This window comes from Pseudomonas entomophila, from assembly GCF_018417595.1.
Lineage (GTDB): Bacteria > Pseudomonadota > Gammaproteobacteria > Pseudomonadales > Pseudomonadaceae > Aquipseudomonas > Aquipseudomonas entomophila_C.
Genome location: NZ_CP070982.1, coordinates 5,938,088 through 5,960,991 on the forward strand (window position 1 = coordinate 5,938,088; position 22,904 = coordinate 5,960,991).

The 22,904-nt window shown below is 60.7% G+C and carries 23 protein-coding genes; all 23 read right to left on the bottom strand.

Features of this window, described 5'->3' with window-relative positions:
• Nucleotides 1-2 precede the first annotated feature (2 nt).
• The 23 genes from hcnB to rpmH all read right to left on the bottom strand — a co-directional run bounded on the left by hcnB (nucleotide 3) and on the right by rpmH (nucleotide 22,322).
• Nucleotides 3-1,397, bottom strand: a complete 1,395-nt coding sequence (gene hcnB / locus JYG34_RS26120; protein WP_213658963.1) for a cyanide-forming glycine dehydrogenase subunit HcnB — start codon at nucleotides 1,395-1,397, stop codon at nucleotides 3-5.
• Complete coding sequence (hcnA, locus tag JYG34_RS26125) at nucleotides 1,394-1,708, bottom strand: cyanide-forming glycine dehydrogenase subunit HcnA (RefSeq protein ID WP_213658964.1); 315 nt, start codon at nucleotides 1,706-1,708, stop codon at nucleotides 1,394-1,396. Before hcnA ends, hcnB begins: the two co-directional genes overlap by 4 nt.
• 225 nt (nucleotides 1,709-1,933) lie before the next feature.
• Nucleotides 1,934-3,769: a glutamine--fructose-6-phosphate transaminase (isomerizing) gene (gene glmS, locus JYG34_RS26130; protein ID WP_213658965.1), complete on the bottom strand. Its 1,836-nt coding sequence runs from the start codon at nucleotides 3,767-3,769 to the stop codon at nucleotides 1,934-1,936.
• Nucleotides 3,770-3,771: 2 nt separating this feature from the next.
• Complete coding sequence (locus JYG34_RS26135; protein ID WP_213658966.1) at nucleotides 3,772-4,548, bottom strand: DeoR/GlpR family DNA-binding transcription regulator; 777 nt, start codon at nucleotides 4,546-4,548, stop codon at nucleotides 3,772-3,774.
• Between the two features lie 311 nt (nucleotides 4,549-4,859).
• The gene (gene glmU, locus JYG34_RS26140; protein ID WP_213658967.1) at nucleotides 4,860-6,227 is read right to left on the bottom strand and encodes a bifunctional UDP-N-acetylglucosamine diphosphorylase/glucosamine-1-phosphate N-acetyltransferase GlmU; all 1,368 of its coding nucleotides are present in this window, start codon (nucleotides 6,225-6,227) and stop codon (nucleotides 4,860-4,862) included.
• A 122-nt stretch (nucleotides 6,228-6,349) separates the two neighbouring features.
• On the bottom strand, nucleotides 6,350-6,769 hold the full coding sequence (locus JYG34_RS26145) for a F0F1 ATP synthase subunit epsilon (RefSeq protein ID WP_011536500.1): 420 nt from the start codon (nucleotides 6,767-6,769) through the stop codon (nucleotides 6,350-6,352).
• Between the two features lie 44 nt (nucleotides 6,770-6,813).
• A complete protein-coding gene (gene atpD / locus JYG34_RS26150) occupies nucleotides 6,814-8,190 on the bottom strand; it encodes a F0F1 ATP synthase subunit beta (RefSeq protein ID WP_213658968.1) in 1,377 nt (458 codons plus the stop codon).
• A 27-nt stretch (nucleotides 8,191-8,217) separates the two neighbouring features.
• On the bottom strand, nucleotides 8,218-9,078 hold the full coding sequence (atpG, locus tag JYG34_RS26155; protein ID WP_011536502.1) for a F0F1 ATP synthase subunit gamma: 861 nt from the start codon (nucleotides 9,076-9,078) through the stop codon (nucleotides 8,218-8,220).
• A 48-nt stretch (nucleotides 9,079-9,126) separates the two neighbouring features.
• The gene (gene atpA / locus JYG34_RS26160) at nucleotides 9,127-10,671 is read right to left on the bottom strand and encodes a F0F1 ATP synthase subunit alpha (protein ID WP_213658969.1); all 1,545 of its coding nucleotides are present in this window, start codon (nucleotides 10,669-10,671) and stop codon (nucleotides 9,127-9,129) included.
• 21 nt (nucleotides 10,672-10,692) lie between these two features.
• The gene (locus tag JYG34_RS26165) at nucleotides 10,693-11,229 is read right to left on the bottom strand and encodes a F0F1 ATP synthase subunit delta (RefSeq protein WP_213658970.1); all 537 of its coding nucleotides are present in this window, start codon (nucleotides 11,227-11,229) and stop codon (nucleotides 10,693-10,695) included.
• A gap of 12 nt (nucleotides 11,230-11,241) precedes the next feature.
• Nucleotides 11,242-11,712, bottom strand: coding sequence for a F0F1 ATP synthase subunit B (locus JYG34_RS26170; RefSeq protein WP_023383136.1), 471 nt, complete (start codon nucleotides 11,710-11,712; stop codon nucleotides 11,242-11,244).
• 57 nt (nucleotides 11,713-11,769) lie between these two features.
• Complete coding sequence (atpE, locus tag JYG34_RS26175; RefSeq protein WP_003097235.1) at nucleotides 11,770-12,027, bottom strand: F0F1 ATP synthase subunit C; 258 nt, start codon at nucleotides 12,025-12,027, stop codon at nucleotides 11,770-11,772.
• A 143-nt stretch (nucleotides 12,028-12,170) separates the two neighbouring features.
• A complete protein-coding gene (atpB, locus tag JYG34_RS26180; RefSeq protein WP_213658971.1) occupies nucleotides 12,171-13,040 on the bottom strand; it encodes a F0F1 ATP synthase subunit A in 870 nt (289 codons plus the stop codon).
• Nucleotides 13,041-13,056: 16 nt separating this feature from the next.
• On the bottom strand, nucleotides 13,057-13,464 hold the full coding sequence (locus tag JYG34_RS26185) for a F0F1 ATP synthase subunit I (RefSeq protein ID WP_011536507.1): 408 nt from the start codon (nucleotides 13,462-13,464) through the stop codon (nucleotides 13,057-13,059).
• Nucleotides 13,465-13,613: 149 nt separating this feature from the next.
• Nucleotides 13,614-14,486, bottom strand: a complete 873-nt coding sequence (locus JYG34_RS26190; protein WP_011536508.1) for a ParB/RepB/Spo0J family partition protein — start codon at nucleotides 14,484-14,486, stop codon at nucleotides 13,614-13,616.
• Nucleotides 14,487-14,495: 9 nt separating this feature from the next.
• Nucleotides 14,496-15,287 carry a ParA family protein gene (locus tag JYG34_RS26195; protein WP_011536509.1) on the bottom strand — a complete coding sequence of 264 codons (792 nt, stop codon included), beginning with the start codon at nucleotides 15,285-15,287 and terminating at the stop codon, nucleotides 14,496-14,498.
• Nucleotides 15,288-15,305: 18 nt separating this feature from the next.
• The gene (rsmG, locus tag JYG34_RS26200; protein WP_213658972.1) at nucleotides 15,306-15,956 is read right to left on the bottom strand and encodes a 16S rRNA (guanine(527)-N(7))-methyltransferase RsmG; all 651 of its coding nucleotides are present in this window, start codon (nucleotides 15,954-15,956) and stop codon (nucleotides 15,306-15,308) included.
• On the bottom strand, nucleotides 15,953-17,845 hold the full coding sequence (gene mnmG, locus JYG34_RS26205) for a tRNA uridine-5-carboxymethylaminomethyl(34) synthesis enzyme MnmG (RefSeq protein WP_213658973.1): 1,893 nt from the start codon (nucleotides 17,843-17,845) through the stop codon (nucleotides 15,953-15,955). Before mnmG ends, rsmG begins: the two co-directional genes overlap by 4 nt.
• A gap of 543 nt (nucleotides 17,846-18,388) precedes the next feature.
• Nucleotides 18,389-19,759: a tRNA uridine-5-carboxymethylaminomethyl(34) synthesis GTPase MnmE gene (gene mnmE, locus JYG34_RS26210; RefSeq protein ID WP_213658974.1), complete on the bottom strand. Its 1,371-nt coding sequence runs from the start codon at nucleotides 19,757-19,759 to the stop codon at nucleotides 18,389-18,391.
• A gap of 87 nt (nucleotides 19,760-19,846) precedes the next feature.
• Complete coding sequence (yidC, locus tag JYG34_RS26215; protein ID WP_213658975.1) at nucleotides 19,847-21,532, bottom strand: membrane protein insertase YidC; 1,686 nt, start codon at nucleotides 21,530-21,532, stop codon at nucleotides 19,847-19,849.
• A 2-nt stretch (nucleotides 21,533-21,534) separates the two neighbouring features.
• Nucleotides 21,535-21,780, bottom strand: coding sequence for a membrane protein insertion efficiency factor YidD (gene yidD / locus JYG34_RS26220; RefSeq protein WP_011536514.1), 246 nt, complete (start codon nucleotides 21,778-21,780; stop codon nucleotides 21,535-21,537).
• Nucleotides 21,773-22,174 (bottom strand): ribonuclease P protein component, encoded by a 402-nt coding sequence (gene rnpA, locus JYG34_RS26225; RefSeq protein WP_213661258.1) that lies wholly within the window; start codon nucleotides 22,172-22,174, stop codon nucleotides 21,773-21,775. Before rnpA ends, yidD begins: the two co-directional genes overlap by 8 nt.
• Nucleotides 22,175-22,187: 13 nt before the next feature.
• Complete coding sequence (gene rpmH / locus JYG34_RS26230) at nucleotides 22,188-22,322, bottom strand: 50S ribosomal protein L34 (RefSeq protein ID WP_003253163.1); 135 nt, start codon at nucleotides 22,320-22,322, stop codon at nucleotides 22,188-22,190.
• Between the last annotated feature and the right edge of the window lie 582 nt (nucleotides 22,323-22,904).

Below are 22,904 nucleotides of genomic sequence, written 5' to 3' on the forward strand. Positions count from 1 at the left end.
GCTCAGGCCTCCGTGGCCAGTTTTTCGAATGCGGAAAACGGAATCGGGTCGACCGGGAAACGCGGCCGCAGCCAGCCCACGTCCTTGCGCCCAGTGGCGCTGCGCAGGCGATCGCTGCAATAGCCGACGCACATCCGCCCCTGGCAGTCGCCCATGCTCACCCGGGTACGCATCTTCAGGCTGGCCATGTCCTGCACGCCCTGCTCCAGGGCCAGGTCGATCTGGTCGCGGGTCACGTGCTCGCAGCGGCAGATCACGGTGTCGGCCTGGGGCAGGTCGATCTGTGCGGCGCCACGCGCGGTGTAGCGTTCCACGCCAGAACGGAAACGCTTGATCGCCGCCAATTTGCCCAGGTACTGCTCGCGCCGTTCGATAGCGTTCTCGGCGTCGAGCTTGCCCATCTGCTGGAGCATCGACACCGCGGCGATGCGCCCGGTCAGCATGGCCGCCTCACCGCCACGAATACCGGCCATGTCACCGGCCAGGTGCACATTGGGTCGGCTGCTCTGCTGCCAGACGTTGCACTCGGCACGCAGGTAGCCGTCCTCGCTGAACCCATGCGCCAGCCCCAACTGCTGGCTGAGCTGGGTGCGCGGAATGAAGCCGTAGCCCACGGCCAGCGTCTGCACCGACTCGCGCTGGACGCGGGTCATGTCCGGCTTCCAGTCCTGGGTGTAGGGCGCAACGCTGACTTCGCGCAGTTCCCCTTCCCCGGTGGCGCCGACCACACCCCAGCCGTAGTGCATGGGGATACCGTTGAGCTTCATGTAGGCGAGCATGCTCAAGCCATCGAGGAACAACTGCGGCTTGTTCATCAGCGCCAGGCTTTCCTTGGCGATGCGGTTGAACGAACAGGCTTCGTACACGCCAGCGACCTTGGCCCCAGCGGCGTGCAGTTGGCAAGCCACCAGCGGCAGCAGCGGCCCGGTACCGGCGATCAGGGTGCTGCCCAGGGGTTTGACCACACCGCTCTTGATTTGCAACTGCAGCCCACCCAGCAGGATGACGCCCGGTAGCGTCCAGCCCGGGAACGGCACGTTGCGTTCATGACAGCCGGCGGCCAGCAACAGGTGGGAATAGTCGATCTCGTGCAGTTGCTCGTCACCGTCGAGCACCATCAAACGCTGATCGTCCCCACCCACCACTCGGTGGTTCAGGCGCAAGTCGATATGTTGGGCACTGGCGGCGAAATCCTCGTGCAGCTTGTTCAGTGCCTTGGTGTAGCGCGGCCCCAGATATCCCAGGTCGACACCCGCGCGCAGCGGGCCGCGATAGACCACCCCGCCAGGGCGTGACGCTTCGTCGAACAACAGGCAATCGACACCATGCTCGGCCAGCTCGATGGCCGCCCCCATGCCGGCCGAGCCACCACCGACAATTACAGGACGCAGGCTCATGGGCGTTCCTCCTCTTGCACGCGGTTGACCTCGGTCTCCACGCGCATGCCGGGCCTCACCACCGTCTGGCAGGCGCGCCGCTTGGGCCGGCCATCGATCTGCACCAGGCAGCAGTGGCAGACGCCCATGCCGCAGTAGGCGCCGCTGAGCTGGCCATGATCATTGAGCGCCAACTGGCGCAGGCCGACCGCATTGAGCACACTGAGGACGGTTTCGCCCGCGCTCGCCACGGTGGGCAGACCGTTGACCAGCAAGGTCATCTCGGCCTCGCCCAGCGGCTGAATATCGTACTTTCGTTCCAGAATCTGCATTTCCTGTCGTCCTTGGTGGCTCGTGAGACGGCGACGTTAGGTGAAACGCAGTGTGAAAACATTGATCCATGCCAGATGCCGGTCGTAGGGATTTTCCTCAGATGACGAACTGCAACCTGGGTCACGATCCGGACAGCAAGTTTGGACATGCCGATGCGGTCGCCGCAAATGAAAACGCCCCTGGCTAGCAGGGGCGTTTTCTCGACAGCGGATGTCGCGATGGCCTTACTCGACCGTCACCGACTTGGCCAGGTTGCGCGGCTGGTCGACATCGGTGCCCTTGAGCACGGCGACGTAGTACGACAGCAACTGCAGCGGGATGGTGTAGAGGATCGGCGCCAGGGCGTCGTTGATGTGCGGCACCTTGATCACGTGGGTGCCCTCGCCATTGCTCATGCCGGCGTTCTCATCGGCGAACACCACCAGCTCGCCACCACGGGCACGCACTTCCTGCAGGTTGGACTTGAGCTTTTCCAGCAGCTCGTTGTTCGGTGCCACGGTAACCACTGGCATGTCGTTGTCCACCAGCGCCAGCGGGCCATGCTTGAGCTCACCGGCCGGGTAGGCTTCGGCGTGGATGTAGGAGATTTCCTTGAGCTTGAGCGCACCTTCCATCGCCACCGGGTACTGGGCACCGCGGCCGAGGAACAGGGTGTGGTGCTTGTCGGCGAACAGCTCGGCAGTCTTCTCCACGACGCTGTCCATCGCCAGCGCTTCACCCAGGCGAGCTGGCAGGCGACGCAGCTCTTCTACCAGCTCGGCTTCGACGCCGGCTTCCAGGGTGCCGCGCACTTGGCCCAGGGCCAGGGTCAGCAGCATCAGCGATACCAGCTGGGTGGTGAAGGCCTTGGTCGAAGCCACGCCGATTTCCGGGCCTGCCAGGGTCAGCAGGGTCAGGTCGGACTCACGCACCAGCGAGCTGATGCCAACGTTGCAGATCGCCAGGCTGCCCAGGAAGCCCAGCTCCTTGGCATTGCGTAGGGCCGCCAGGGTATCGGCGGTCTCGCCCGACTGGGAGATGGAAACGAACAGGGTGTCTGGCTGTACCACGACCTTGCGGTAGCGGAACTCGCTGGCCACTTCTACCTGGCACGGGATACCGGCCAGGCTTTCGAGCCAGTAACGGGCAACCATGCCGGCGTGGTAGCTGGTACCGCAGGCGACGATCTGCACATTACGCACTTTGGCGAACAGCTCGGCCGCCTTCGGGCCGAAGGCCTGGACCATGACGTGGTCCTTGCCCAGGCGACCTTCCAGGGTACGCTGCACCACGGTCGGCTGCTCATGGATCTCCTTGAGCATGAAGTGGCGGAATGCGCCCTTGTCGGCGGCTTCGGCACCTTCGTGATACTGCACGGTTTCCCGCTGGACAGGGCGGCCGGCCTGATCCCAGATCTTCACCTGGTCGCGGCGGATCTCGGCGATGTCGCCCTCCTCCAGGTACATGAAGCGGTCGGTGACCTGGCGCAGGGCCAACTGGTCGGACGCCAGGAAGTTCTCACCCAGACCCAGGCCGATCACCAACGGGCTGCCGCTGCGCGCGGCCACCAGGCGATCAGGCTGCTGCTTGCTGATCAGCGCCAGGCCGTAGGCGCCATGCAGGCGCTTGACCGCAGACTTGAGTGCGTCGGTGAGGTCCGGAATGCTCTTGAGGGTGTGGTGGATCAGGTGGACTATGACCTCGGTGTCGGTCTGCGAATCAAACACATAGCCCAGCCCCTTGAGCTCCTCACGCAGCTCTTCGTGGTTTTCGATGATGCCGTTGTGCACCACCGCTACATCGCTGCCGGAGAAATGCGGGTGGGCATTGCCCTCGGTCGGCGCGCCATGGGTGGCCCAGCGGGTGTGGGCGATGCCCAGTTGGCCGATCAGCGGGTCGGCGGCATTGGCGGCGTCCAGTTCGGCGACCTTACCGATGCGGCGGCGGCGCTGCAGTTCACCCTGCTGGGTGTAGACAGCCAGGCCGGCGCTGTCATAGCCGCGGTACTCGAGGCGTTTGAGACCCTCGATGAGGATGGCCGTGATGTTGCGCTCGGCTACGGCACCAACGATTCCACACATGGTTATTGCTCCTGGCTGATCGCGGCACAGATCAGGTTGATGCCGCGGGCTTGAATGTGTTCGCGTGCCGCTGCGGGCAGGCGTTCGTCTGTAATAAGGGTGTGCACGCTGCCCCAGGGCAGCTCGAGGTTGGGGATCTTGCGTCCGACCTTGTCGGATTCGACCATCACGATCACCTCGCGGGCCACCTCGGCCATCACCCGGCTCAGGCCGAGCAGTTCATTGAAGGTCGTAGTGCCACGGTTGAGGTCGATGCCATCGGCACCAATGAACAACTGGTCGAAATCGTAGGAACGCAGGACCTGTTCGGCGACCTGCCCCTGGAACGATTCGGAGTGCGGATCCCAGGTACCACCGGTCATCAGCAGCACTGGCTCGTGCTCGAGCTCGCTGATGGCACGGGCCACGTTCAGTGAGTTGGTCATCACCACCAGTCCCGGCTGACGGCCCAGTTCCGGGATCATGGCGGCCGTGGTGCTGCCGCTGTCGATGATGATGCGCGCGTGTTCGCGAATCCGGCCCACGGCGGCCCGGGCGATGGCCTTCTTGTAGGCCGAAACGGGCTGTGCGGGCTCGCCCAGCATTTCTTGCGGAACGGGTACTGCGCCACCGTAGCGGCGCAGCAGCAGGCCGTGGGATTCGAGTGCCGCGAGGTCCTTGCGGATGGTCACTTCCGAGGTTTCGAAGCGTTTGGCCAACGCATCCACGCTCACCTCGCCCTGCTCGCTGAGCAAGGCCAGGATGTTGCGGCGGCGTTGGGGCGTGTTTCGTTTCGACATTGGCGCTTAAGTTTCGATTCGAAAGATATTGGTTGCAATCAAAACCTAAGTTTGGGGATTCGTCAAGGTTAGCGATCAGAAATCGCAGGCTGTGGATAAGTGGCCGATGTTCATAAGACGCATTCGCTCTGCGAGAGTCTCTTCGCTGTATAGACCCGCTTTCATGGAACTAACTGTTGTAGGAGCGGCTTTAGCCGCGATCACCCGCGAGCACCGCGTTGCCTGTATCGCGGCTAAAGCCGCTCCTACAGACAATAAAAAAGCCGACTTACTCACATAAGTCGGCTTTCGATCGAAAGGGCTGTGGGTAATCAGCTCTTCTTGATCTTCTCCGGCCGCTTCCAGCCTTCGATATTGCGTTGACGGGCCCGCGCCACGCCCAGTTGCCCGGTTTCCACCGTCTGGGTGATGGTCGAACCCGCCGCCGTGGTGGCGCCGGCCCGGATTTCCACAGGTGCCACCAGCGAGTTGTTGGAACCGATGAACACATCCTCGCCCATCACGGTGCGGAATTTATTGGCGCCATCGTAGTTGCAGGTAATGGTGCCGGCACCGATGTTGGTGCGCGCGCCGATCTCGGCGTCTCCCAGATAAGTCAGGTGGCCAGCCTTGGCACCTTCGCCCAGGTGCGCATTCTTCAGCTCGACGAAGTTACCCACATGGGCCTTGGCTTCCAGCACACTGCCTGGACGCAGGCGAGCGAACGGGCCGGCATCGCTGCCTTCGCCCAGCACCGCACCTTCGATGTGGCTGTTGGCCTTGATCACCACGCCCTTGCGCAGGGTGCTGTCCTTGATCACACAGTTGGGGCCGATCTGCACGTCATCCTCGATGACCACCTTGCCTTCGAGAATCACGTTGATATCGATCAGCACATCGCGGCCGACGGTGACGTCGCCACGCACATCGAACCGCGCAGGATCACGCAGGGTCACGCCCTGGGCCATCAAACGACGCCCCTCGCGCAACTGGTAATGACGCTCGAGTTCGGACAGTTGGCGACGGTCGTTCGCCCCCTGCACTTCCATCGGATCGTGGGGTTGCTCGGTGGCTACCACCAAGCCATCGGCAACGGCCATGGCGATGACGTCGGTAAGGTAGTACTCGCCCTGGGCGTTGTTGTTGGACAAACGGCCCATCCAGTCGGCCAAACGCGCTGCGGGCAGAGCGAGAATGCCAGTGTTGCCTTCCTTGATAGCCTTCTGCGCTTCACTGGCGTCCTTGTGCTCGACGATAGCGGTCACGTTACCCGCCGCGTCGCGCACGATGCGACCGTAACCGGTCGGGTCCTGCAACGTCACGGTGAGCAGGCCCAATTGCTGCTCGCTGACCTTGGCCAGCAGGCGCTGCAAGGTCTCCACCTCGATCAGCGGCACGTCACCGTACAGCACCAGCACAGTATCGGCAGTAATGGCCGGAAGCGCCTGGGCCACGGCATGACCGGTACCGAGTTGTTTGTCCTGCATGACGAAGTTCAGATCGTCAGCGGCCAGTCGCTCACGTACCTGCTCGGCACCATGGCCGATGACCACGTGGATACCTTGGGGCTGCAGTTGGCGCGCGCTGTGGATAACATGGCCGAGCATGGAGTTGCCGGCGACCGGGTGCAGCACCTTGGGCAATGCGGAACGCATGCGGGTGCCCTGGCCTGCGGCGAGAATGACGATATCGAGGGACATGACTGGCTACCAATCCTGGGCGGTCAGGGACGTGACCGAAGAGGGAATTTCGGAAAAAGAAAAAGGGTAGCCGAGGCTACCCTTTAACTCAATCGCAATGGAAGTGACCGGCCAAAGCCAGGTTACTTGCCTTTGCGCAATTGCTGGACAGTACGCAACTGAGCTGCAGCCTCGGCCAGACGTGCGGCGGCAGCGCCGTAGTCGAAGTCCGAGCTTTTCGCGTTCAGGGCGTTCTCGGCAGCCTTGAGGGCTTCCTGAGCCTGAGCTTCGTCCAGGTCGGCAGCGCGCTGCACGGTGTCGGCAAGAACCTTGACCATGTTCGGCTGCACTTCGAGGAAGCCACCGGAGATGTAGAACACCTCACGATCGCCACCTTGCTTGGTCAGCGTGATCGGACCTGGCTTGAGATTGGTGATCAGCGGCGCGTGGCCTGGAGCGATACCCAGATCGCCCAGGTTGCCGTGCGCTACTACCATCTCGACCAGGCCGGAGAAGATCTCTCCTTCCGCGCTGACGATATCGCAATGGACTGTCATAGCCATCTGCTTGCCTCAACCTGAAAAGCGCCCCTTGCGGGGCGCCGGGATTACAGTTTCTTGGCTTTCTCGATCGCTTCGTCGATGCTGCCGACCATGTAGAACGCTTGTTCTGGCAGGTGGTCGTAGTCACCTTTGAGGATACCGCTGAAGCCAGCGATGGTGTCCTTGAGCGAAACGTACTTGCCTGGCGAGCCGGTGAAGACTTCGGCCACGAAGAACGGCTGCGACAGGAAGCGCTGGATCTTACGAGCGCGGGCAACCAGTTGCTTGTCGGCTTCGGACAGCTCGTCCATACCCAGGATCGCGATGATGTCTTTCAGCTCTTTGTAGCGCTGCAGAACATACTGGACCTGACGGGCAGTTTCGTAGTGCTCGTTGCCGATCACGTTCGGGTCCAGCTGGCGCGAAGTCGAGTCCAGTGGGTCGACCGCTGGGTAGATACCCAGGGAGGCGATGTCACGGGACAGAACGACGGTGGCGTCCAGGTGGGCGAAGGTGGTGGCTGGCGACGGGTCGGTCAGGTCGTCCGCAGGTACGTATACGGCCTGGATCGAGGTGATCGAACCTTCCTTGGTGGAAGTGATGCGCTCTTGCAGAACGCCCATCTCTTCGGCCAGGGTCGGCTGGTAACCTACTGCCGAAGGCATACGGCCCAGCAGTGCGGATACTTCGGTACCGGCCAGGGTGTAACGATAGATGTTGTCGACGAACAGCAGAACGTCGTTACCTTCGTCACGGAACTTCTCAGCCATGGTCAGGCCGGTCAGCGCTACGCGCAGACGGTTTCCTGGTGGCTCGTTCATCTGACCGTAGACCAGCGCTACCTTGTCGAGAACGTTGGAGTCCTTCATCTCGTGGTAGAAGTCGTTACCCTCACGAGTACGCTCACCCACACCGGCGAACACGGAGTAACCGCTGTGCTCGATGGCGATGTTACGGATCAGTTCCATCATGTTTACGGTCTTGCCGACACCGGCGCCACCGAACAGACCAACCTTACCACCCTTGGCGAACGGGCAGACCAGGTCGATAACCTTGATGCCGGTTTCCAGCAGGTCGTTGCCACCTGCCTGGTCAGCGAACGAAGGGGCGGCGCGGTGGATACCACGACGCTCTTCTTCGCCGATCGGGCCAGCTTCGTCGATCGGGTTGCCCAGGACGTCCATGATACGGCCCAGGGTGGCCTTACCAACTGGAACGGAGATGGCAGCGCCGGTGTCGACGACATCCAGACCGCGCTTCAGGCCTTCGGTCGAGCCCATCGCAATGGTACGAACCACGCCGTCGCCCAGCTGCTGCTGAACTTCCAGGGTGGTTTCCGCGCCTTGTACTTTCAGCGCGTTGTAAACACTCGGCACGACGTCACGTGGGAATTCCACGTCGATGACGGCGCCGATGATTTGAACGATACGTCCGCTACTCATAGCTGGATCCTCTGAATATTTGAACCGTTAAACCGCGGCAGCGCCGCCGACGATTTCCGAGATCTCCTGGGTGATCGCAGCCTGACGCGCCTTGTTGTAGATCAGCTGGAGTTCGCTGATCAGGTCACCGGCGTTGTCTGTGGCGTTCTTCATGGCGATCATCCGGGCCGCTTGTTCAGCAGCGTTGTTCTCGACCACCGCCTGGTACACCTGCGACTCCACGTAACGCACCATCAAGCCGTCCAGCAGCTCTTTTGCGTCGGGTTCGTACAGGTAGTCCCAGTGATGCTTGAGATCCTGATCCGGGGTTGCCACCAACGGTACCAACTGCTCTACCGTCGGTTTTTGGGTCATGGTGTTGATGAACTTGTTCGAAACCACCGAAAGGCGATCGATGCGGCCGTCCAGGTAGGCGTCCAGCATCACCTTGACCGAGCCGATCAGATCGTTGATCGATGGCTCTTCGCCCAGGTGGCTGATCGCGGCTACGACGTTGCCGCCAAAGATGCGGAAGAAGGTCGCACCTTTGCTGCCGATCACGCACAGGTCGATTTCCACGCCCTGTTCGCGGTTTTCGTTCATGTCCTTGACCAGGGCCTTGAACAGGTTGGTGTTCAAGCCACCGCACAGACCACGGTCACTGCTCACCACGATATAACCGGCGCGCTTTACAGGGCGCTCGATCATGAACGGGTGGCGGTATTCCGGGTTGGCGTTGGCCAGATGACCGATCACCTGGCGGATACGCTCCGCGTAAGGACGGCTAGCAGCCATGCGCATTTGTGCCTTGCGCATCTTGCTGACCGCCACTTTCTCCATGGCGCTGGTAATTTTTTGCGTGCTTTTGATGCTCGCAATCTTACTGCGAATCTCTTTTGCGCCTGCCATGTATCACCTATCAGGTTAGCAAGCGGGGGCCGTAGCCCCCGCTGCGGCTTACCAGGTCTGGGTGGCCTTGAACTTCTCGATACCGGCTTTCATGCCAGCATCGATTTCGTCGTTGAAGTCACCCTTCACGTTGATCTTGGCCATCAGTTCGGCGTGATCACGGTTGAAGTAGGCGATCAGAGCTTGCTCGAAGCTGCCGACCTTGGAGACTTCTACGTCGGTCAGGAAGCCACGCTCAGCGGCGTACAGCGACAGGGCCATGTCGGCGATCGACATCGGCGCGTACTGCTTCTGCTTCATCAGCTCGGTAACGCGCTGACCATGCTCCAGCTGCTTGCGGGTCGCTTCGTCCAGATCGGAAGCGAACTGGGCGAATGCAGCCAGTTCACGGTACTGGGCCAGTGCGGTACGGATACCACCGGACAGCTTCTTGATGATCTTGGTCTGAGCGGCACCACCTACGCGGGATACCGAAACACCGGCGTTCACTGCAGGGCGGATGCCCGAGTTGAACATGGCCGATTCCAGGAAGATCTGACCGTCGGTGATCGAGATCACGTTGGTCGGAACGAACGCGGAAACGTCGCCAGCCTGGGTTTCGATGATCGGCAGCGCGGTCAGCGAGCCGGTCTTGCCGGTTACGGCACCGTTGGTGAACTTCTCGACGTACTCTTCGGAAACGCGCGATGCACGCTCCAGCAGACGGGAGTGGAGATAGAACACGTCGCCTGGGTATGCTTCACGTCCTGGTGGACGGCGCAGCAGCAGGGAGATCTGACGATAAGCAACGGCCTGCTTGGACAGGTCATCGTAAACGATCAGTGCGTCTTCACCGCGGTCACGGAAGTATTCGCCCATGGTGCAGCCGGCGTACGGGGCCAGGAACTGCAGCGCGGCCGATTCCGAGGCGCTGGCGGCAACAACGATGGTGTTGGCCAGGGCGCCGGCTTCTTCCAGCTTGCGAACAACGTTGGCGATGGTCGACTGCTTCTGGCCGACGGCCACGTAGACGCAGAAGATGCCGCTGTTTTTCTGGTTGATGATCGCGTCGACCGCCATGGCGGTCTTGCCGATCTGACGGTCACCGATGATCAGCTCACGCTGGCCACGGCCAACCGGGATCATGGCGTCGACCGACTTGTAGCCAGTCTGTACAGGCTGGTCTACCGATTTACGCCAGATAACGCCCGGAGCCACCTTTTCGACTGCGTCGGTTTCGGTGGTGGTCAGAGGGCCTTTGCCATCGATCGGGTTACCCAGAGCGTCGACGACGCGGCCCAGCAGGCCCTTGCCGACTGGAACTTCCAGGATGCGACCGGTGCACTTGGCGCTCATGCCCTCGGCGAGGGAGGTGTACGCACCCAGTACCACTGCACCCACGGAGTCTTGCTCCAGGTTCAGTGCCATACCGTATACGCCGCCCGGGAACTCGATCATTTCGCCGTACATGACGTCGGCCAGACCGTGAATCCGCACGATACCGTCGGAAACGCTTACGACGGTACCTTCGTTGCGGGCTTGGGAGCCGACATCGAGCTTCTCGATGCGACCCTTGATGATTTCACTAATTTCGGAAGGATTGAGTTGCTGCATTGCTCTGCTGCCCCTTCAAACTCAAGATTTCAATGCTTCGGCCAGTTTCGCGATCTTGCCGCGAACCGAGCCATCGATTACCAGGTCGCCGGCGCGGATGACGACGCCGCCGATCAGGCTGGCATCCTCCGACGCGTGCAGGCGCACTTCCCGGCTGAGCCGTGCACTGAGAACCTTGGCGAGTTTGTCTTGCTGTTCTTGGTTCAACGCAAAAGCACTGGTGACTTCCACGTCCACGGATTTCTCTTGCTCGGCCTTGTACAGGTCGAACAGAGTCGCAATCTCCGGCAGAAGCAGGAGACGGTCGTTTTCCGCGGCAACATGAATGAAATTCTGTGCCTGAGCGTCGAACTTGTCACCGCACACTTCGATGAATGCGGCGGCCTTGTCTGCGCTAGTCAGTTGCGGGGCCTTGAGCAGGCGCTGCATGGTGCCGTCTTCCGACACCGCAGCAGCCAGGCCGAGCATGGCTGACCAATTGGCCAGTTGCTGATGGGCCTGGGCATACTCAAAGGCAGCCTTAGCGTAAGGTCGGGCCAACGTGGTCAGTTCTGCCATGATCGCCCTCGCTTAAATTTCAGCGGCCAGTTTGTTAACCAGCTCCGCATGCGCGTTTTGATCGATTGTGGCGCCAAGGATCTTTTCAGCACCGCCAACGGCCAGGGCACCCACTTGGGCACGCAGGGCGTCTTTGACGCTGTTCAGTTCCTGTTCGATCTCGGCTTGAGCCTGAGCCTTCACACGGTCAGCTTCGACGCGAGCCTGTTCACGGGCTTCCTCGACAAGCTGAGCAGCGCGTTTCTTGCTTTGCTCAATGATTTCGGCTGCCTGTGCCTTCGCTTCACGCAGTTGCTGACCCGCTTTCTCTTGGGCCAGCTCCAGGTCGCGAGCTGCGCGGTTGGCAGCGTCCAAGCCGTCGGCAATCTTCTTTTGGCGCTCTTGCAGGGCAGTGATGACCGGAGGCCATACGTACTTCATGCAGAAGAGTACAAAAATCAGAAAAGCAACGGATTGGCCAATCAGGGTTGCATTAATGTTCACGCCAACACCTCGCTCGGTCTTTGTCCATCACACCAATCAACTCGTAAGAACGAGTGATTAGCCGGCGATCTGACCAACGAAGGGGTTCGCGAAGGTGAAGAACAGAGCGATACCAACACCGATCATGGTGACGGCGTCGAGCAGACCGGCAACGATGAACATTTTGACCTGCAGCATCGGAACCATTTCTGGTTGACGAGCAGCGCCTTCCAGGAACTTGCCGCCCAGCAGGCCGAAACCAATGGCGGTACCCAGAGCACCCAGGCCGATCAGCAGAGCAACAGCGATAGCGGTCAGACCAACTACAGTTTCCATCTTTCCTCCCGACTTTTACGTCGTATTGGTTAGGTTTTTAGTTTGAAGCGGTAAAACAAATCGTTTGGTACAGCTGCCCTTGCGGACTTTTTAAGCCCTCCCCCCGAATAGGCGGGGAAGGCTATCAGACACGCCAGGCGGTCTTAATGGTTATCTTCGTGAGCCATCGACAGGTAGACGATGGTCAGCATCATGAAGATGAAGGCTTGCAGGGTGATGATCAGGATGTGGAACACCGCCCACGCCCACTGCAGCACCACACCCAGGCCGCTGAGCCAGAGAATGCCGGCGCCGAACATCACGGCGATCAGGATGAACACCAGTTCGCCGGCGTACATGTTGCCGAACAGACGCAGGGCCAGCGAGATTGGTTTGGCGATCAGGGTGACGAATTCGAGCAGGAAGTTCACCGGGATCAGCAGGATCTGAACGAAGATGTTCTTGCTGCCGAACGGGTGCAGGGTGAGCTCGCCGAGGAAGCCGCCCAGGCCCTTGACCTTGATGCTGTAGAAGATGATCAGGGCGAACACGCTGAAGGCCATGGCCAGCGTGGCGTTCGGGTCGGTGGTCGACACCGCGCGGAACGGAATGTGCGGATCACCGGAGATGAGCATCGCCAGTTGCGGGATCCAGTCGACCGGTACCAGGTCGATGGCGTTCATCAGGAAGACCCAGACGAAGATGGTCAGCGCCAGCGGGGCGATCACCGGGCTACGGCCGTGGAACGAGTCCTTGACGCTGCCGTTGACGAAGTCCACCAGCACTTCCACGAAGTTCTGCAGGCCGCTCGGTTGGCCGGAAGTCGCCTTCTTGGCCGCCATGCGGAAGATGAACAGGAAGATCAGACCCAGCGCAACGGACCAGCCGAGGGTGTCGACGTGGAACGCCCAGAAGCCCATTGCCTTGGCTTCCGCAGCCGAATGGGCGAAGCCCCAGCTGCCGTCTGGTAGTTGACCGTAGGTCAGGTTCTGCAAGTGGTGCTGGATATAGCCCGAAGCGGTTTCTGCTGCCATGGTTGCCTCAAACGCCCTAAGGTCTCGAAAGTCTTTTATTCATCAGCAGGGGCGCGAACCAGCTGACCAAAAGGGTCAGCACGAAGACGCCGAATACTGCCAACGGCGCCAATGGCTTCACTCCTGCGAAGGTCAGTGCAAAAAGCACTGCCGTCAAAATCATCTTGCCTGCCTCGCCCGCGTAGAACGACTTGACGATGGCCTGCGCCGCCCGGGCTCCGCTGAAGCGAAAAGCCTTCCAGGCGAAATACACATTGGGCAGCCAGGCAATCAGCCCTCCGCAGAGACCTGAATATCCACTGACCACCCCTTTCCACTGCCACAACACCAACGTTGCCAGCAGCAGCACGACAAATTGAGCCAGCAGTACCGGAAAAACCGCCCAGCGATGGAAAGGCAGGCGGTTTGGCGTGCGGATTTCCATCACAACTGCTCCTCGAAAGTCGACCGCCTAGTCAGCAATGACTTGGCATAATTTGTGCCGACAAAATGCGCGCAGAGTATAGGGGTGGATTAACCCCTATTCAACTCTTCGGTAGTGATTTCCGACTGCGCGCTACAACGGGAATTGTTTCAGCGGATGTGAGCAAGCACACCTTGCAACTCGTCAAGCGAGTTGTAGCGAATAACCAACTGGCCCTTGCCCTTGTTGCCATGGCGAATTTGCACCGCCGAGCCCAGCCGCTCTGCCAGACGCTGTTCGAGGCGCGCGATATCCGGATCAGGTTTGCTCGCTTCGACCGGTTCAGGTTTGCCGTTGAGCCACTGGCGCACCAGTGCCTCGGTTTGGCGCACGGTGAGGCCGCGTGCGACAACATGACGCGCCCCTTCTTCCTGGCGATCTTCCTCGAGGCCGAGCAAGGCGCGGGCGTGGCCCATCTCCAGGTCGCCGTGGGCGAGCATGGTCTTGATCGCCTCGGGCAGCGAGATCAGGCGCAGCAGGTTGGCCACGGTCACCCGCGACTTGCCGACGGCGTCGGCCACTTGCTGTTGCGTGAGCTCGAACTCCTGCTGCAGGCGCTGCAGGGCGAGCGCCTCTTCCAGCGGGTTGAGGTCCTCGCGCTGGATGTTCTCGATCAGCGCCATGGCGATGGCGGCTTCGTCGGGCACTTCGCGGACCATGGCCGGAACGGTGTCCAGGCCAGCCTGCTGGGTGGCGCGCCAGCGGCGCTCACCGGCGATGATCTCGTAGCGGTTGTCGCCGATCGGGCGCACCACGATCGGTTGCATGACGCCATGGGTGCGGATCGAATGCGCCAGTTCTTCCAGCGCCTCGGGATCCATGTCGCGGCGCGGCTGGTACTTGCCGCGCTGGATCAGCTCGACCGGCAGCTGTTGCAGTTCTTTCTGGTCGATCTTGACAGCCTGCGCCTCGAGCGCGCTGACGGAAGGACCACTGAGCAGTGCATCCAACCCACGTCCGAGACCGCGTTTCTTGATGGCCATGCGGATTCCTTAAGTTGTTTGTGCAATGCGTGATGGACGACGCTGGCGGCGCACCAGTTCCCCGGCCAGCGCCAGGTAAGCGAGCGCGCCACGGGATTGCTTGTCGTAGGCCAGGGCCGGCATGCCGAAGCTCGGGGCCTCGGCCAGGCGAATGTTGCGCGGGATCACCGTGTCGTACAGCTGGTCGCCGAAGTGTTCCTTGAGCTGGGCCGAAACATCGTTGTTCAAGCTCAGGCGCGGGTCGTACATAGTCCGCAGCAGGCCTTCGATCTTCAGCTCCGGGTTCAACCGGGCGGCGATGCGCTTGATGTTATCCACAAGGTCGCTGAGACCTTCCAGCGCGTAGTACTCGCACTGCATGGGAATGATCACGCCATCGGAGGCGACCAGGGCGTTGAGCGTCAGCATCGACAGCGACGGTGGGCAGTCGATGAGGATGTAGTCGTAATTCTCGCGGATCGGCGCCAGTGCGTTGCGCAGGCGGCTCTCCTTCATCTGCATTTCCAGCAGGACCACTTCCGCGGCGGTCAGGTCGCGGTTGGCCGGCAACAGCTGGTAACCGCCGTGCTCGGAATAGTGCATGGCCTGGGCCAGGTCGCATTCCCCGATGAGCAGGTCGTACACCGAGTGCTCGAGCTCGTGTTTATCCACACCGCTGCCCATGGTGGCGTTGCCCTGTGGATCGAGGTCGATCAGCAGCACGCGACGCTTGGTCGCGGCCAGCGATGCGGCGAGATTGATGCAGGTGGTGGTCTTGCCCACACCACCTTTCTGGTTCGCGATTGCGAATACCTTAGCCATTGTTGCGTGTGTTCCCAGTCATGCCTTGCGGCGCAGTATCAGCAGATGGCGCTGGCCCTGGCAACCTGGAACGGTCAGGGCCTGCTCGCTTTCCACTGTGAAGTCTGCGGGCAATGCTACCAGTTCATCGGCAGGATGCAGCCCCTTCATTGCAAGCCATTGCGTGCGGCTGTCACCCAAGTGGCGGGTCCAGTTGGTGAAATTCTCCATGCTGCTGAAGGCGCGGGAGATGATCCCGCAGAACGGCTGCTCGGGCTGGACCTCTTCCACCCGGCTGTGGATAACCGTGAGGTTGTCCAGTTTCAGTTCCATCTTCACCTGCGTCAGGAAGCGCGTCTTCTTGCCGTTGCTGTCGAGCACGGTCACCTGCTTGTGCGGATGCAGGATGGCCAGCGGGATGCCCGGCATGCCGCCGCCGCTTCCCACATCCAGCCAGCGTTGGGTGTCATTGTGGATAAACGGCATGACACTCAGGCTGTCGAGCAGATGGCGCGAGACCATCTCGTCCGGGTCGCGCACCGCGGTCAGGTTGTAGGCCTTGTTCCATTTGATCAGCAGGGTCAGGTAACCCAGCAGCAGTTCGTGCTGCTGCGCGCTCAGCTCGACACCGAGCTGGCGCGCACCTGTGGACAACTCTTCGGCGTGTTGCGGGGTGACCAGGGAACTCAAGCGCTTTGCTCCAATTCGCGGCCTGCGCCGCGTTTTTTCAAGTGAATCAGCAACAGGGAAATCGCCGCCGGGGTGACGCCCGGGATGCGCGAAGCCTGGCCCAGGGTTTGCGGGCGGGTCTGCCCGAGCTTGCCCTGGATCTCCTTGGACAGGCCGGAAATCGTGGTGTAGTCGATATCCACAGGCAGGCGAATGTCTTCGCTGGCACGCAAGCGGGCGATCTCTTCCTGCTGACGGTCGATGTAGCCGGCGTACTTGGTCTTGATCTCGACCTGTTCGGCGACCTGTGGATCGATGACCTCGCCCCCCGTGGCCTCGATCAGCCCAGCGTAGTCGACTTCTGGACGGGCAAGCAGGTTCAGCAGGCTGTATTCATGGGCCAATGGCGTGCCGAACTTATCCACAACGGCCTGGCCCTGCGGCGTGCCTGGGCGAACCCAGGTGCTCTTCAGGCGCTGCTCTTCACGTTCGATACCCTCGCGCTTGGCGCAGAAGGCCGCCCAGCGCGCATCGTCGATCAGACCCAGTTCGCGGCCTTTTTCGGTAAGACGAAGGTCGGCATTGTCCTCGCGCAGGATCAAACGGTATTCGGCACGTGAAGTGAACATCCGGTAGGGCTCTTGGGTACCCAGGGTGATCAGGTCGTCGACCAGTACGCCGATGTAGGCCTCGTCGCGGCGTGGGCACCAGCTTTCGCGGCCCTGCGCGCGCAGCGCGGCGTTGGTACCGGCCAGCAGGCCCTGGGCGCCGGCCTCTTCGTAACCGGTGGTGCCATTGATCTGGCCTGCGAAGAACAGGCCGCCGATGACCTTGGTCTCGAGGCTGTACTTCAGGTCGCGGGGGTCGAAGTAGTCGTACTCGATGGCATAGCCCGGGCGCACGATGTGGGCGTTCTCCATGCCGCGGATCGAGCGCACGATCTCCAACTGCACGTCGAACGGCAGCGAAGTCGAGATGCCGTTGGGGTAGAGCTCATGGGTGGTCAGGCCTTCCGGCTCGATGAACACCTGGTGGCTTTCCTTGTCGGCGAAGCGATGGATCTTGTCTTCGATCGAAGGGCAGTAGCGCGGGCCGATACCTTCGATCACGCCCGAGTACATCGGCGAACGGTCGAGGTTCGAGGCGATGATCTCGTGGGTGCGGGCGTTGGTGTGGGTGATCCAGCAGCTCACCTGGCGGGGGTGCATTTCGGCATTGCCCATGAACGACATCACCGGGATCGGTGTGTCGCCCGGTTGCTCGGTCATCACCGAGAAGTCCACCGAACGGCCATCGATACGCGGTGGTGTGCCGGTTTTCAGACGGCCGACGCGCAGCGGCAGTTCACGCATGCGTTGCGCCAGGGCGTTGGCGGGTGGATCGCCGGCGCGGCCACCGGAGTAGTTCTGCAGGCCGATGTGGATAAGTCCACCGAGGAAGGTGCCGCTGGTCAGCACCACCGAGTCGGCGAAGAAACGCAGGCCCATTTGCGTGACCACGCCCTTGACCTGGTCCTGCTCGACGATCAGGTCATCGCACGACTGCTGGAATATCCACAGGTTCGGCTGGTTTTCCAGGATCTCACGCACCACCGCCTTGTAGATGGCGCGGTCGGCCTGTGCACGGGTGGCGCGCACGGCCGGGCCCTTGCGGTTGTTCAGAACACGGAACTGGATGCCGCTCATGTCGGTGGCCAGCGCCATGGCGCCGCCGAGCGCATCGATCTCCTTGACCAGGTGGCTCTTGCCGATGCCACCGATGGCCGGGTTGCAGCTCATGTGACCGAGGGTTTCCACGTTATGGGTCAGCAGCAGGGTCTTCACACCCATGCGTGCGGACGCAAGCGCAGCCTCGGTACCGGCATGGCCGCCGCCGATGACGATCACTTCAAAACGGGAAGGGAAATCCACCACGCACCTCGTGCCTGTTTTTGCGAATAGAGAAGGTAAGCGGACAAGTATAGGGACTTCCCCCCCTTCAAAGGAACCTTCTGAGCAAAATTTGACCAGGCTGTGGATGAGTGGCAGGCAAAAGTAAACAAAGAGGAAAAATTTATAAAAGCTTTGTTTTTATGTTTATGTTTAGGCAGCTATCCACATGTGGGTAAGTAGCTTAAGCCTTACTCCTGTCTGCCTTTGCTGGAATCATAACCCTGTGGCGTAGTGGGGCTGAGGGTTCTGGATAACGGCGTGTAACCTGTGGATTAAAGTACTGCTTACCCACAGGCGGGTTTGTCCTCAGAAAAAAAGGTCAGTTATCAACGGAGCTGATGGTGAGTTTTCCACAGAGCTCCTGAGCGGTCGCTCGCATCTGTTGATGAAATTCATCCCTGTAGGAGCGGGTTTACCCGCGATCACCGGCATCGCCGGTGCCATGCAACGCGCAGATGTGTAAATCACAGGCAAAAAAAAGCCGCTCCAGTCAGGAGCGGCTTCGATATCGCGAGGCGGCGGCTACTTGCCGATGCAGAAGCTCGAGAAGATCCTGCCGAGCAAGTCATCCGAACTGAACGCCCCGGTGATCTCTCCCAACGCCTGCTGTGCCTGGCGCAGATCCTCCGCCAGCAGTTCTCCGGCACCCGCCAGGGTCAGTTGTGCCCGACCATGCTCCAGGTGCTCGCTGGCCTGGCGCAGCGCTTCGAGGTGCCGGCGACGGGCGCTGAAGCTGCTTTCCGCCGTCTGTTCATAACCCATGCAGGCCTTGAGGTGATCTCGCAGCAGATCCAGCCCCATGTCGTCTTCGCGGGCACTCAGGGTAATGGTCACGTGCCCATCGTCACTCTGCTCCATGCCGACGTGCTCACCGCTCAAATCGGCCTTGTTACGGATCAGCGTGACTTTTGCCACATCTGGGCGCTGATCAAGGAACTCAGGCCACAGGGCGAAGGGGTCACTGGCCTCCGCCGCGGTCGAATCGACCACCAGCAGCACACGATCTGCCTCGCCGATGGCCTTGAGCGCCCTTTCCACCCCGATCTTTTCCACATGATCGTCGGTATCGCGCAGGCCGGCGGTGTCGACCACATGCAGTGGCATGCCATCGATGTGGATATGTTCACGCAGAATATCCCGGGTGGTGCCGGCGATATCAGTAACGATCGCCGCCTCGCGCCCGGCCAGCTGGTTGAGCAGGCTGGATTTGCCGGCATTCGGACGGCCGGCGATGACCACGGTCATGCCATCGCGCAACAGGGCACCCTGCCCGGCCTCACGCTGCACTGTGGACAACTCGCTGCGCACGTCATCGAGCATGCGCAACACATGGCCGTCGGCGAGGAAGTCGATTTCTTCCTCAGGGAAGTCGATCGCCGCCTCGACGTAGATGCGCAAGGCAATCAGCGCCTCGGTCAGCCCATGCACGCGCTTGGAAAACGCCCCCTGCAGCGAACGCAAGGCGTTGCGGGCGGCCTGGGTGGAACTGGCTTCGATCAGGTCGGCAATGGCTTCGGCCTGGGCCAAATCAAGCTTGTCATTGAGGAACGCACGTTCGCTGAACTCGCCAGGCCGTGCCAGGCGGCAGCCCAACTGCAGGCAACGCTGCAGCAGCATGTCCATCACCACAGGGCCGCCATGGCCCTGCAGTTCCAGCACATCTTCACCGGTGAACGAGTTCGGCCCAGGGAAAAACAAGGCGATGCCTTCGTCCAGGACCAGGCCATCGGCATCACGGAACGGGCCGTAATGGGCGTGCCGCGGTGTCAGCGTGCGGCCGGTGATGGCCAGCCCGGCCTGGCTGGCCAGCGGCCCGGACAAGCGAACGATACCGACACCACCCCGGCCCTGGGCGGTGGCGATGGCGGCAATGGTTTCACGCACAGTGTTCATGCTCGAAAGCCTCTACAACGAATTCGTCAGATAGCAAAAACGCCCCACTAGGGGGCGTTTTTATTCACAGGCAAACCGGGTTGCCCGTCAAGCGGCAGCTTTTTTGGTTGCCGCTTCGATGCTACGGGTGATGTACCACTGCTGTGCGATCGACAGGCAGTTGTTCACAACCCAGTACAGCACCAGACCGGCCGGGAACCACAGGAAGAAGAAGGTGAAGATGATCGGCATCATTTTCATGACCTTCGCCTGCATCGGATCCGGCGGCGTCGGGTTCAGGCGCTGCTGGATGAACATGGTGGCGCCCATGATGATCGGCAGGATAAAGAACGGATCCTTGATCGACAGGTCGGTAATCCACAACATCCATGGGGCCTGGCGCATCTCGACGCTTTCCAGCAGTACCCAGTACAGGGCCAGGAACACCGGCATCTGCACCAGGATCGGCAGGCAGCCGCCCAGCGGGTTGATCTTCTCTTTCTTGTACAGCTCCATCATCGCCTGGGACATCTTCTGGCGATCGTCACCGAAGCGTTCCTTGAGCTGGGCAAGCTTCGGCGCCACGGCACGCATGCGTGCCATCGAGCGGTAGCTGGCGGCCGACAGCGGGAAGAACAGGCCCTTGATGAGCATGGTCAGGACGATGATCGACCAGCCCCAGTTGCCCAGCAGGCTGTGGATATGTTGCAGCAGCCAGAAGATCGGCTGGGCGATGAACCACAGGAAACCATAGTCGACGGTCAGTTCCAGGCCTGGGGACAACTCCTTGAGCTTGGACTGGATCTTCGGGCCGGCATACAGCATGGCGCTGGTTTCGACCTTGCCACCGGCAGGGACGTTAAGCGCAGGGCCGGTGTAACCGATGATGTAGTTGCCTTGGCTGTCCTTGCGAGTCTGGACGGCGTTGTTGTCCGACTTGTTCGGGATCCAGGCGGTCACGAAGTAGTGCTGCAGCCAGGCGACCCAGCCGCCGGCGACGCTTTCCTGCAGGCCGCCCTTGTCCATGTCCTTCATCGACACTTTCTTGTACGGCTCGGAAGCTGTCCACAGGGCGGCGCCCAGGTAAGTGGCGGTACCGGTGGCGGTGCTCGACGACGGATCGGAGCTGGCGTCACGCTTGAGCTGGGCAAACATGTTGCCGCTCCAGGCCTGGGCGCTCTGGTTGTCGATCAGGTAGCTGACGGTCAGGTCGTACTCGCCGCGCTTCAAGCTGAAGCGCTTGATGTAGTTGACGCCGTTCTCGCTGAACTTGAGGTCGACCACCAGTTGGTCCTGGCCATCGGCCAGCTGGTAGCTCTTCTGTTCGGTGGCGTACAGCGGTCGACCGCTGGCGCGGTCCGGGCCGTCGCTGCCGATCAGGCCGCTCTGTGCCAGGTAGACACGCTCGCCGCCGTTGTCGAACAGCTGGAACGGAATCTCAGGGTGGTCCTGGCGACGCGGGAACTTGGGCAGGGTCAGTTGGACGATATCACCGCCAACCGGGTCGATAGCCAGGTTCAGGACATCGGTCTTGACCTGAATCAGGTCCTTGCTGATCGCAACTGGCGCCGGAGCCAGGCCGGTGGTGCCGTTTTGCGCATTGACGCTCGGCAAATCAGCGTTCGCGCCGTTGTTGCCGGCGGGCACGCTGTCCGGCAAGGACGCGTTGGCAGTGCTGGCAGCAGTATTCTGAGTCGGCAGGGCAGCCTGGCCGTAGTCCTGGTTCCACTTGAGGACCATGACGTAGGACACGATTGCCAGGGCGACGATCAGGATCGTGCGTTTAATATCCATGATTACTCGGCTATCGAAGAAGTTCGGGAGGAAGGAGCAGGTGGAACGGGATCGAAACCGCCGTCGTTCCACGGATGACAACGCCCCAGGCGACGAACGGCCAGCCACCCACCACGCAAGAGGCCATGGTTTTCGATGGCTTCATAGGCGTAACAGGAACAGCTGGGATAGAAACGACAGTGACTGGCCATCAGTGGACTGATGGCATAACGGTAGAACTGGATCGGAACGAGGGCCAGTTTACGCATTGTGACTGTCTACCCCTGCGGAATCGGCGACCGCTGGAGAGGGCCGACTGCGGACCAGTCGCTTCCAGAGCTTGCCAAAGTGTTGGTGCAATTCTGGGTTTTCCACTTCGCCCAACCCCTTGCGCGCGACGATCACGATATCCAGCCCTGCCAGCATGTGCTGGTTGAGGCGGAACGAATCACGCATCAGGCGTTTCAGGCGATTGCGTTGAACGGCGAGCTTGACGCTCTTCTTGCCGATCACCAGGCCGAGGCGTGGATGATCGAGGCCGTTCTCGCGGGCAAGGATAAGCAGGTTTTTCCCTGGAACCTTGCCGGTTGGGGAGTCGAAGACCGCTTTGAAGTGCCGGGGTGTAAGCAGTCGCTTGTCCCGACTGAAGTCCTGACTCACCACCTGTGCCGAAAAATCAAATTGCCAGACGCTTACGGCCTTTGGCACGGCGACGCGACAGAACAGCACGGCCGTTCTTGGTAGCCATACGGGCACGGAAACCGTGGGTGCGGGCGCGCTTGATGGTGCTTGGTTGGAAAGTACGTTTCATGGCGTGTTACCTGGGTTGGTCGACAACGGGCCGGATGGGCCCCCTTTTTAAGAGATCGGCGATTCTAGAGAAAGCAAGCCAATAGGTCAATTTCCAACCAGCCTTTCCTTATGGAAGGTCATTGCGGATCTGTTGCCGGGTTTTGCTTGATGACACGGACAAGAGACACCAACATGAAAAAAAGAAAGAGGCATATAAAAAGCTTTTCTGAAGAACTTATAGAGCTTATGTGGACAACCATCTGTGGATAACCATCTCAAAGCTACAATTCGCGCCTTGTACAGAGATTCACAACCTTGTCGGTAACAGGTGCTCTGCTTGTGCCGGGCATGGGTAAAACCTGTGTAGCAATAGGCCGGTTATCCACAGGTGAATTATCCACAGATCAGAACCCAGGGTTGTGCATAGCCCTCAATGGCGTTTATCCACAGGGCTTATTCACAGTGTAGGGGTACCATTTCTGTCTTTTTTTGGCGTGTCAGTCCCTGTGTCTGGTGCTGCCACGTGTGGATAACTGGTCGCCCGCCCGGTACAATGGCGGTTTGTTTTTGCCTCATCCGGCTTTCAACTCAGGGGATATCC

Excerpts from the sequence above, each read along its gene's own strand:
- hcnB (WP_213658963.1), bottom strand. The coding sequence starts at position 1,397 with ATGAGCCTGCGTCCTGTAATTGTCGGTGGTGGCTCGGCCGGCATGGGG.
- hcnA (WP_213658964.1), bottom strand. The coding sequence starts at position 1,708 with ATGCAGATTCTGGAACGAAAGTACGATATTCAGCCGCTGGGCGAGGCC.
- glmS (WP_213658965.1), bottom strand. The coding sequence starts at position 3,769 with ATGTGTGGAATCGTTGGTGCCGTAGCCGAGCGCAACATCACGGCCATC.
- JYG34_RS26135 (WP_213658966.1), bottom strand. The coding sequence starts at position 4,548 with ATGTCGAAACGAAACACGCCCCAACGCCGCCGCAACATCCTGGCCTTG.
- glmU (WP_213658967.1), bottom strand. The coding sequence starts at position 6,227 with ATGTCCCTCGATATCGTCATTCTCGCCGCAGGCCAGGGCACCCGCATG.
- JYG34_RS26145 (WP_011536500.1), bottom strand. The coding sequence starts at position 6,769 with ATGGCTATGACAGTCCATTGCGATATCGTCAGCGCGGAAGGAGAGATC.
- atpD (WP_213658968.1), bottom strand. The coding sequence starts at position 8,190 with ATGAGTAGCGGACGTATCGTTCAAATCATCGGCGCCGTCATCGACGTG.
- atpG (WP_011536502.1), bottom strand. The coding sequence starts at position 9,078 with ATGGCAGGCGCAAAAGAGATTCGCAGTAAGATTGCGAGCATCAAAAGC.
- atpA (WP_213658969.1), bottom strand. The coding sequence starts at position 10,671 with ATGCAGCAACTCAATCCTTCCGAAATTAGTGAAATCATCAAGGGTCGC.
- JYG34_RS26165 (WP_213658970.1), bottom strand. The coding sequence starts at position 11,229 with ATGGCAGAACTGACCACGTTGGCCCGACCTTACGCTAAGGCTGCCTTT.
- atpE (WP_003097235.1), bottom strand. The coding sequence starts at position 12,027 with ATGGAAACTGTAGTTGGTCTGACCGCTATCGCTGTTGCTCTGCTGATC.
- atpB (WP_213658971.1), bottom strand. The coding sequence starts at position 13,040 with ATGGCAGCAGAAACCGCTTCGGGCTATATCCAGCACCACTTGCAGAAC.
- JYG34_RS26185 (WP_011536507.1), bottom strand. The coding sequence starts at position 13,464 with ATGGAAATCCGCACGCCAAACCGCCTGCCTTTCCATCGCTGGGCGGTT.
- JYG34_RS26190 (WP_011536508.1), bottom strand. The coding sequence starts at position 14,486 with ATGGCCATCAAGAAACGCGGTCTCGGACGTGGGTTGGATGCACTGCTC.
- JYG34_RS26195 (WP_011536509.1), bottom strand. The coding sequence starts at position 15,287 with ATGGCTAAGGTATTCGCAATCGCGAACCAGAAAGGTGGTGTGGGCAAG.
- mnmE (WP_213658974.1), bottom strand. The coding sequence starts at position 19,759 with ATGAACACTGTGCGTGAAACCATTGCCGCCATCGCCACCGCCCAGGGC.
- yidC (WP_213658975.1), bottom strand. The coding sequence starts at position 21,532 with ATGGATATTAAACGCACGATCCTGATCGTCGCCCTGGCAATCGTGTCC.
- yidD (WP_011536514.1), bottom strand. The coding sequence starts at position 21,780 with ATGCGTAAACTGGCCCTCGTTCCGATCCAGTTCTACCGTTATGCCATC.
- rpmH (WP_003253163.1), bottom strand. The coding sequence starts at position 22,322 with ATGAAACGTACTTTCCAACCAAGCACCATCAAGCGCGCCCGCACCCAC.